The sequence below is a fragment of the Rhodoferax sp. genome (assembly GCF_028714215.1).
GTDB lineage: Bacteria > Pseudomonadota > Gammaproteobacteria > Burkholderiales > Burkholderiaceae_C > Rhodoferax.
Genome location: NZ_JAQTMS010000092.1, coordinates 1 through 6,698 on the forward strand (window position 1 = coordinate 1; position 6,698 = coordinate 6,698).

Here is a 6,698-nt window from a genome sequence, read left to right on the forward strand (position 1 = left end):
GGGAGGCTGCACTGGACAAATACACGTTCGTCCGGGAAGCCTTCCTGCAGCGGCGCCGCAGTGTCATTTTCGATGGCAACCCGCCCGAAAATGACGCTCCGGAGGCAACACCCAACCAGCCGGATTCAACGTCGTCCCCGGTGCAAAGTGACACCGGGGTGCCAACCAAAGGCCCAGCCCAAACGTTGAGTGACGAGGTTCCCTCGGCAGATCAGAAAGTCAAACCATGAATACACGTTTATTGAATCGCCGGTTTCTTGTTCTTCTCCTGGGCCTGTCGAGTCTGGTGGCTTGGCCGGCATGGGGCGCGGACGAAGCGGCGGATGTCTTGATCAAACGCTTGTCCTCCGATGTGCTGGACAACATCAAGGGCGACAAGGCGATCCAGGCCGGCGACGTGTCGCGGATTGTGGCGCTGGTCGACGGCAAGATCATGCCGAATGTGAATTTCAAGCGCATGACTGCCGCCGCAGTCGGGCCGGCTTGGCGCCAGGCCACGCCCGAGCAACAAAAACGCCTGCAGGAGGAGTTCAAGATCTTGCTGGTGCGCACCTATGCCGGTGCACTGACCCAGGTCAGCGATCAGACCATTTTCGTCAAGCCCATGCGGGCGGCGGCGGAAGATAAAGAGGTGGTGGTACGGACCGAGGTCAAAGGCCGCGGTGACGCCATTCAACTCGATTACCGTTTGGAGAAAACACCTGGCGAAGGGGCTGGCTGGAAAATCTACAACCTGAACGTGCTGGGTGCCTGGCTGGTGGAAACCTACCGCAGCGATTTTGCCCAGCAAATCAATGCCAAAGGCATCGACGGCTTGATCACCACTTTGGCGGAGCGCAACAAGGCCAACGCCAAGAAGGGCTGAGCGTGCTGGTGCTGCCGAAAGAGTTGACTCATTCCCAGGCCACCGCATGCCTGCGCATGCTGGTGCAAGGCTTGCGTTCCCAAACCGGTCCGCAAGTAGTGGTCGATGCCACCGGCTTGAGTCGATTTGATTCCGCCGCGCTGGCCGTGTTGCTGGAATTCCGGCGCGAGAGTTTGGCCCTGGGCAAGCGATTTTCGATTCTGGGCATGCCGGCTCGCCTGGGTGATTTGGCGAGCCTGTACGGCATCATTGAATTATTGCCGTCAGAATAGACCCTCCATGCCGGCCATTTCTTTTCAATCCGTCTCCAAGTCCTACCCAAGCCCGCGCGGACCCAAAGGCAGCACTTTTCTGGCTCTGGACCGTGTCAGTCTCGACATCGAAGAGGGTGAGTTTTTTGGGCTGCTAGGCCCCAATGGCGCCGGCAAGACCACCATGATCAGCATTTTGGCCGGTCTTTCACGCGCCAGTTCGGGCAAGGTGTCGGTACTGGGTCATGATGTTCAGCTTGATTACGCTCAGGCGCGACGCAGCCTGGGTGTGGTGCCGCAGGAACTGGTGTTCGATCCGTTTTTCAACGTGCGTGAAGCGCTGCGTTTCCAGTCCGGCTATTTTGGTGTCAAGAACAACGGCGCCTGGATCGACGAGTTGCTGGACAGTCTGGGTTTGACCGACAAGGCCGACGCCAACCTGCGTCAACTCTCCGGTGGCATGAAGCGCCGCGTTCTGGTCGCGCAGGCGCTGGTGCACAAGCCGCCGGTGATCGTGCTGGACGAGCCTACCGCCGGTGTCGACGTGGAATTGCGCCAGGCCCTGTGGCAGTTCATTGCCAAACTCAACAAACAAGGCCACACCGTCTTGTTGACCACCCATTACCTGGAGGAGGCTGAAGCGCTGTGCGGCCGCATCGCCATGCTCAAGACCGGGCGCATTGTGGCGCTGGACCACACCAGCGAGCTTCTCAAGGCGGCATCAAGCAATGTGCTGCGCTTCAAAGTCGATGGTGAACTGCCCAAGCTGCTGGCGAACAAGGCGCGTATTACCGGACGCATCGTCCAGTTCCCGGCGCACGACGCCCTGGAGATTGAACAATTCCTCGCGGCTGTACGCGAGGCTGGCCTGGTGGCGCACGACGTCGAGATACGCAAGGCCGATCTGGAAGATGTTTTCCTGGACGTCATGAAAGGTTCTTCGGCGAGCAACTTGAGTGACGCCGGGCCGCCCCAAGGCGCGAAGGCCACCTCGGGGGGCAGCGCAGCACGCGAAGCGACCAGCGTGGGGGCAAGGTTCGACGCCGGGCCGCCCCAAGGCGAACCCGACCCCTTGGGGGGCAGCGCAGTACGCGAAGCGACCAGCGTAGGGGCAATATCGTGAGTGGCTGGCAAACCCTGCTGTACAAGGAAGTGCTGCGTTTCTGGAAAGTGGCATTTCAAACGGTGGCCGGTCCGGTGTTGACGGCGATGCTGTACCTATTGATCTTCGGCCACGCGCTGGAGGCGCATGTCAAGGTCTACGACAGAATCAGTTACAGCGCTTTTCTGGTGCCTGGCCTGGCGATGATGAGCTTGTTGCAAAACGCTTTTGCCAACAGCTCATCCTCGTTGATCATGAGCAAGGTGATGGGCAACCTGGTGTTCCTGATGTTGACGCCGCTGTCCTACCTGAACTGGTTTGTCGCCTACGTGGGCGCCTCGGTCATTCGCGGACTGGTGGTGGGTCTGGGCGTATTCGCGGTTTCCGCCCTGTTTACCGAGGTCAGTTTTACGGCACCGTTGTGGATATTGACATTTGCCGTGCTGGGCGCCGCGCTGATGGGCACGCTGGGGCTGATCGCTGGTTTGTGGGCAGAAAAATTTGATCAACTGGCGGCTTTTCAAAATTTTGTCGTCATGCCCATGACTTTTTTGAGCGGCGTTTTTTATTCGATCTATTCTCTGCCGCCGTTCTGGCAGAAGATCAGTCACTTGAATCCGTTTTTCTACATGATCGATGGCTTTCGTTATGGCTTCTTTGGCGCCAGCGATGTCTCGCCCTGGTTGAGCTTGAGTGTCGTGGCCGTGGCTTTTGTCATCGTTGCGGCGGTGGCGGTGACCTTGCTTCGGGTCGGCTACAAGATTCGTGTTTAAGTTGTATCTTTATTTTTTGGATTGACGAAATGACAGCAGACCAGATCAAGGACTTGATTGCCGCCAACCTCTTGTGCGAGCACATCACGCTCAAAGGGGATGGCCGGCACTGGTTCGCCACCATCGTGTCGCCCGAATTTGAAGGCAAGCGGGCGATCCAGCGCCATCAGCGGGTGTACGACACGCTGGGGACGAAAATGCAAAATGACGAGGTGCATGCCTTGTCGATGAAAACTTACACGCCGGCCGAGTGGGCGGCGTTGCCGCAATGAGTGCCGTTCGGCCGGCCGCTATGGAAAGAGTGAAATGATTACGCTGGCGCTCTCCAAGGGCAGAATTTTTGAAGAAACCTTGCCGCTGCTGCGGGCCGCCGGCATTGAAGTGCTGGAAGACCCCGAAAAGTCGCGCAAGTTGATTCTCGCCACCAACCAGAGTGACGTGCGCGTGCTGGTGGTGCGGGCCACCGACGTGCCGACGTACGTCCAATACGGTGGCGCCGACCTGGGCATCACCGGCAAGGACACTTTGCTGGAGCACGGTAGCCAGGGCTTGTACCAGCCGCTGGACCTGCAGATTGCCAAGTGCCGTATCAGCGTCGCGGTGCGCACCGATTTCGACTACGTGTCCGCCGTCAGGCAGGGCTCGCGTTTGAAGGTGGCAACCAAATACGTGGCCATAGCGCGCGAATTTTTCGCGGCCAAGGGCGTGCATGTGGATTTGATCAAGCTCTACGGCAGCATGGAGCTGGCTCCGCTGGTCGGACTGGCGGATGCGATTGTCGATCTGGTCTCCACCGGCAACACGCTCAAGGCCAACCATCTGGTCGAGGTTGAACACATCATGGACATCAGTTCCAGGCTGGTGGTGAATCAGGCGGCGCTCAAACTCAAGCAGGCGCCGATCCGCCGAATCATTGACGCATTTGCTGGTGCCATTTCCCTGTCATCCCGGGCCTGATCCGGGATCCAAGCTTCATCCAACATAAGTAAGAATTGCGATGACTTTTATAGCCACCCCGGCCCGCCTGTCAACCGCCAGCAGCACTTTTGAGGCCGACCTCAAGGCGCGTCTGCACTGGTCGGCCGAGGCTGACGCCGCGATCGAGCAGCGGGTGGCCGACATTCTGGCGGATGTGCAGCAACGTGGTGATGCGGCGGTGCTGGAATACACGCGGCGGTTTGATGGCTTGACGGTTTCGACGGTTGCCGAGTTGGAACTCACGCAGGTCGAGCTCAAGGCGGCGTTCGATGCGCTACCCGGCGTTCAGCGCGAGGCATTGCAGGCGGCGGCAAAACGGGTGCGCAGCTACCACGAGGCGCAAAAAATAGCCAGTGGTGAAAGTTGGAGCTACCGCGATGAAGACGGCACGCTGCTGGGCCAGAAGGTCACGCCGCTGGACCGCGTCGGCATCTATGTGCCGGGCGGCAAGGCAACCTACCCATCGAGCGTGCTGATGAACGCCATTCCGGCCCATGTGGCCGGTGTCGGCGAGATCATCATGGTGGTGCCGACGCCACGCGGCGAAAAGAATGCCATGGTGCTGGCGGCCGCTTATGTGGCCGGCGTCAGCCGCGCCTTCACGGTGGGCGGCGCGCAGGCGGTCGCGGCCCTGGCCTATGGCACTGCCACCATTCCCAAGGTCGACAAAGTCACCGGTCCCGGCAACGCCTACGTGGCAGCCGCCAAGCGCCGCGTTTTTGGTGCTGTCGGCATCGACATGATTGCCGGACCAAGCGAAATCCTGGTGCTGGCCGATGGCACGACGCCACCCGATTGGGTCGCCATGGATTTGTTCAGCCAGGCCGAACACGACGAGTTGGCGCAAAGTATTTTGCTGTGTCCCGATGCCCATTACATCGACCAGGTGCAAGCTGCCATTGATCGTCTGCTGCCGGACATGCCGCGGGCGGAGATTATTGCCAAGTCGCTCAATGGCCGTGGTGCCCTGATTCATACCCGCAGCATGGAAGAAGCCTGCCAGATCAGCAACGCCATTGCGCCTGAACACCTGGAGGTGAGCAGCCGCGAACCGCAGCGCTGGGAGCCTTTGCTGAAACATGCAGGGGCCATTTTTCTCGGTGCCTACACCAGCGAATCTCTGGGCGACTACTGCGCCGGCCCGAATCACGTGCTGCCCACCAGTGGTACCGCACGCTTCAGTTCGCCGCTGGGTGTCTATGACTTTCAGAAGCGCAGCAGCCTGATTGAAGTGAGCCAAGCCGGGGCCCAGTCTCTGGGTCTGGTGGCCGCTGAACTGGCCTATGGCGAAGGCCTGCAGGCGCATGCCCGGGCCGCGGAACTGCGCCTGACCCAGGTGCCGCCCATGCGCAAACCGACATGAGATCAGTCACACCCCACCTCCTGCAACGGATTCGCCAGGACATCCAGTCCATGCAGGCCTACGCGATTCAGGATTCGCAAGGCATGGTCAAGCTCGACGCCATGGAGAACCCCTATCGTCTGCCGCAGGATTTGCAGGACCAATTGGGCCGGCGTCTGGGCGCGCTGGCGTTTAACCGCTACCCCGCTGGTCGCATCAATGACTTGCGTCAGGCGCTGGCAACTTACGCCGATATGCCGGCGGGCTTCGACATCATGCTGGGCAATGGGTCCGATGAATTGATCAGCTTGCTGGCACTGGCCTGCGATGTGCCTGCGTGCGCGGCCAACAACTTCAGAGCGGCGAGTGTGCTGGCGCCGGTGCCCGGTTTTGTGATGTACGCCCTCAGTGCGCAGTTGCAGGGCCTGGCGTTTCACGGCGTGCCACTGACCGGCGACTTTGAATTGGATGAAGCCGCCATGCTGGCCGCCATTGAGCAGCACCAACCGGCCATCACCTACCTGGCCTACCCCAACAACCCGACGGCCAACCTGTGGCACGACGCAGTGCTTGAGAACATCATCCTGGCCGCCGGCGAGCAGGGCGGCCTGGTGGTGCTGGACGAGGCCTACCAGCCGTTTTCCAGCAAGAGCTACATCGACCGGCTGGCGCGCCATCACCATGTGCTGCTGTTGCGTACGCTCTCCAAATTCGGGCTTGCGGGTGTGCGTTTGGGCTACCTGATGGGGCCCAAGGCGCTGATCGCCGAGATCGACAAGGTCCGTCCGCCCTACAACATCAGCGTCCTGAACTGCGAGTGCGCCCTCTTTGCGCTTGAACAGCAAGATGTTTTTGCTGCGCAGGCTGCGGCTTTGCGTGCCCAGCGGGCTGTTATTTTTGAAGCACTGTCGGTTTTTCCAGGCGTGACAGCGTTCAAGAGCGAGGCCAATATGATTTTGCTGCGGGTGCCGGATGCAGCAAAAACGTTTGCCGGCATGAGAACACGCAAGGTACTGGTCAAGAACGTTTCTACAATGCACCCACTGCTGGCCAACTGCCTGCGTGTGACCGTCGGTACTGCCGATGAAAACGTGCAGATGCTGGCCGCCTTGAAGGAATCACTCTAGGCCTTAACCATGAATCGCAGCGCTGAAGTCTCCCGCAACACGGCCGAGACCAAAATCACGGTCAAAGTCAATCTGGATGGCAGCGGCCAATCCAGGCTGCACACCGGCATTGGTTTCTTTGACCACATGCTGGACCAGATCGCCCGCCACGCCATGCTGGACCTCGAGGTCCGGGCCGAGGGCGATCTGCACGTTGACGGCCACCACACGGTGGAAGACGTGGGTATTGCCTTCGGTCAGGCGGTGCACCAGGCGGTCGG

At 60.0% G+C, this 6,698-nt stretch carries 8 protein-coding genes and 2 pseudogenes; all 10 read left to right on the plus strand.

Going from position 1 to position 6,698, the window contains the following annotated elements; translation table 11 throughout:
* Positions 1-230 (plus strand): annotated as a pseudogene (locus PHS32_RS23650) (hypothetical protein); the annotation flags it as partial.
* Positions 227-865, plus strand: coding sequence for a phospholipid-binding protein MlaC (locus PHS32_RS23655; RefSeq protein WP_301081968.1), 639 nt, complete (start codon positions 227-229; stop codon positions 863-865). The pseudogene PHS32_RS23650 and the gene PHS32_RS23655, both read left to right, overlap by 4 nt.
* 2 nt (positions 866-867) lie before the next feature.
* The gene (locus PHS32_RS23660) at positions 868-1,137 is read left to right on the plus strand and encodes an STAS domain-containing protein (RefSeq protein WP_301081970.1); all 270 of its coding nucleotides are present in this window, start codon (positions 868-870) and stop codon (positions 1,135-1,137) included.
* A gap of 7 nt (positions 1,138-1,144) precedes the next feature.
* Positions 1,145-2,239: an ABC transporter ATP-binding protein gene (locus tag PHS32_RS23665; RefSeq protein ID WP_301081971.1), complete on the plus strand. Its 1,095-nt coding sequence runs from the start codon at positions 1,145-1,147 to the stop codon at positions 2,237-2,239.
* Complete coding sequence (locus PHS32_RS23670; RefSeq protein WP_301081973.1) at positions 2,236-2,991, plus strand: ABC transporter permease; 756 nt, start codon at positions 2,236-2,238, stop codon at positions 2,989-2,991. Before PHS32_RS23665 ends, PHS32_RS23670 begins: the two co-directional genes overlap by 4 nt.
* A 29-nt stretch (positions 2,992-3,020) precedes the next feature.
* Positions 3,021-3,263, plus strand: coding sequence for a BolA family protein (locus PHS32_RS23675; RefSeq protein ID WP_301081975.1), 243 nt, complete (start codon positions 3,021-3,023; stop codon positions 3,261-3,263).
* Positions 3,264-3,297: 34 nt separating this feature from the next.
* A complete protein-coding gene (hisG, locus tag PHS32_RS23680; protein ID WP_301081977.1) occupies positions 3,298-3,948 on the plus strand; it encodes an ATP phosphoribosyltransferase in 651 nt (216 codons plus the stop codon).
* 40 nt (positions 3,949-3,988) lie between these two features.
* Entirely contained in the window at positions 3,989-5,332 is a 1,344-nt protein-coding gene (hisD, locus tag PHS32_RS23685) for a histidinol dehydrogenase (protein ID WP_301081980.1), read from the plus strand.
* The gene (gene hisC / locus PHS32_RS23690) at positions 5,329-6,438 is read left to right on the plus strand and encodes a histidinol-phosphate transaminase (protein WP_301081981.1); all 1,110 of its coding nucleotides are present in this window, start codon (positions 5,329-5,331) and stop codon (positions 6,436-6,438) included. Before hisD ends, hisC begins: the two co-directional genes overlap by 4 nt.
* 9 nt (positions 6,439-6,447) lie before the next feature.
* Positions 6,448-6,698: pseudogene (locus tag PHS32_RS23695) on the plus strand (imidazoleglycerol-phosphate dehydratase); the annotation flags it as partial.